Below are 2,085 nucleotides of genomic sequence, written 5' to 3'. Positions count from 1 at the left end.
CGGTAGAACTCCTCGGCGTCGATGCGGTGGGATCGTTCGACCTTGCCGTTCAGGCGCGGTGTGCGGGGCTTGATGTAGGTGTGGGCGATGCCCTTGTCGAGGACGTGCCAGTGGAAGGCGGACTGGAACTCAGCTCCGTTGTCGGTCTGGATGACCTCGACCTGGAACGGCAGGCGTTGGATGACGTAGTCGAGGAACTGGATGGCGGTGTTCTGGTCCAGCGTCGGGTAGATCCGCAGGACTCGCAGGCGGGTGCAGTCGTCGATCGCGGTGAACTGGTAGTACTTGTTGCGACCGCCGCGGCGGCCTTGTGGCATTGAGGCGAGTGGCTCGATGAACTTCACGTCGATCTGGACGCGGTGGCCGGGCAGCTGCTTCTCGTACCGCTTCCATCTGCGGTCGTGGCGCTTGTAGCGCTGCGAGGCCGGCAGACGGCCCATGTCCAGGCGGTTGAGGATGCGCCACACGCCGGACTTGCTGATGGTGACGTCGTGGTACCGCTTGAGGTACATGGCGATCTTCTCGGGGCCGAAGTGGTAGTTCTGCCGCAGGTAGATGATCTTCCCGACCACCTCGACGTGAGTCGCGTTCGGCGAGGTCTTCGGCGCCTTGGAGCGGGTGCGCAGGCCCTCGACGCCCTCGGCCTGGTAACGGCGGTACCAGGTGTAGTAGGCCTGTCGGCTGATCCCGAAGTACCGGCAGGACATCGCGACGTTCCCGGTGGCCTCTTCGACGTGACGTATGACGGCCAGGCGCCGCTTGGCCTCACGGTCAAGCGGCGGGGTGGTGGGGGTGGACTTCGGCATGTGGATCTCCGTAGTGATCGGAGACCCAGGTGTCAACGATGATCGTCAGTTTTAGACACGGGACGGGTGCAGCCTTGCTACATAAGCGCTCTCGCGGTGGCGGCCGCCTGCGGCGACTCGCGTGAGATCATCCGTCCATGAGCAGCGACCTGGAAGTGAGTGCTCTGGCGATCAACGTCACGATCCCGCAGGCGCTCCGCTGGACGGACACTCGACGCGGTGAAGCGTTCACACTGACCACACTCAACGTCCGGCTTCTCCCGGATGGTCACCTCGCCGCAAAGGCCTATGGCCGACCAGTCGGCGGTGGTCGGGGCACATACGTCTCGTTCCCTGTCCCCGACAAACCCGAACTGGCGGCCCTGGTTGCCGACGCTGCCAGCCGCGCCGGGGCGTTGTGGGCCGCCCATCGTGGTCTCGGCTGAGCTTAGTGGTCGGCTCCAGAAGTCCTTCGAGGGTTGACTCCGGAGCCGATCGTGGGCGCCGCTCAGGTGTCGAGGTGATGGCGATCGGTGATTTGGGGGGCGGTTCGTTTCGAGTGAAGCCCGCGATCAAAGGGTGAGGGCGTTGTTCCGCTGGTCGGGGTGGCGTAGAGGCGGTCGTGCTCGCGGGCGGCGTGGAAGCACCAGGCCCTGCCGCTGACCTGCGGATCCTGTTGTTCCGTCAGTTCCCGTGTGAAGCCAGTCGATCATGATTGCATGCAGCGCGTCGCGGTGCTCGGAGTGCCGATGCCGCGCACGCTCTCTCCTCTCGATGTGACGTGGGTCATATCGGCCCCATGTCACGAACGGAAGGGCAGCTTGCGTCTGGTGGTCGTCCGCACAGCGGGAACGACCGACACGAAAGAGACAGCAGAGCGATGAACGCGACAGCAGCGCAGCAGCACGAGGTCCTGGTCCTGGGCGCCGGCTACGCCGGGCTCTCCGCCGCGATCCAGCTCGCGGCCCGCACCAGGAAACGCGGAAACCTGCGAGTGACGCTGGTCAACCCCTATGACACCTTCACCGAGCGGCTCCGACTGCACATGACCGCCACCGGTCAGGAGACGGCCGAGATGAATATCCCGGGGCTGCTGGACGGCACCGGCGCCGGCTTCGTCCGTGGCTGGGTCACCGCCGTGGACGCCGAGGCGAAGACCGTCCGGATCGACGACGACCGGGTCCTGCGCTACGACACCCTGGTCTACGGCCTGGGCAGCATCGCGGACACCGTCGCCGTCCCTGGCGTGGACGACCACGCCTACACCCTCAACAGCCCAGAGGACGCCGCCATCCTCGCC

At 65.7% G+C, this 2,085-nt stretch carries 3 protein-coding genes; 2 read left to right on the top strand and 1 reads right to left on the bottom strand.

Features of this window, described 5'->3' with window-relative positions:
* Positions 1 to 806, bottom strand: an 806-nt coding sequence (locus tag ACTWQJ_RS50760; protein WP_443313100.1) for a helix-turn-helix domain-containing protein, incomplete at its 3' end; no start/stop codon positions are given.
* Positions 807 to 943: 137 nt separating this feature from the next.
* Here ACTWQJ_RS50760 and ACTWQJ_RS50755 point away from each other — a divergent pair.
* Complete coding sequence (locus ACTWQJ_RS50755; RefSeq protein ID WP_443313099.1) at positions 944 to 1,231, top strand: hypothetical protein; 288 nt, start codon at positions 944 to 946, stop codon at positions 1,229 to 1,231.
* A gap of 434 nt (positions 1,232 to 1,665) precedes the next feature.
* A partial coding sequence (locus ACTWQJ_RS50750) for an FAD-dependent oxidoreductase (protein ID WP_443313098.1) occupies positions 1,666 to 2,085 on the top strand: 420 nt, incomplete at its 3' end.

Source organism: Streptomyces sp. KR55 (assembly GCF_052245645.1).
Taxonomy (GTDB): domain Bacteria; phylum Actinomycetota; class Actinomycetes; order Streptomycetales; family Streptomycetaceae; genus Streptomyces; species Streptomyces flavusporus.
This window is presented reverse-complemented; position numbering and strand designations above follow the sequence as displayed.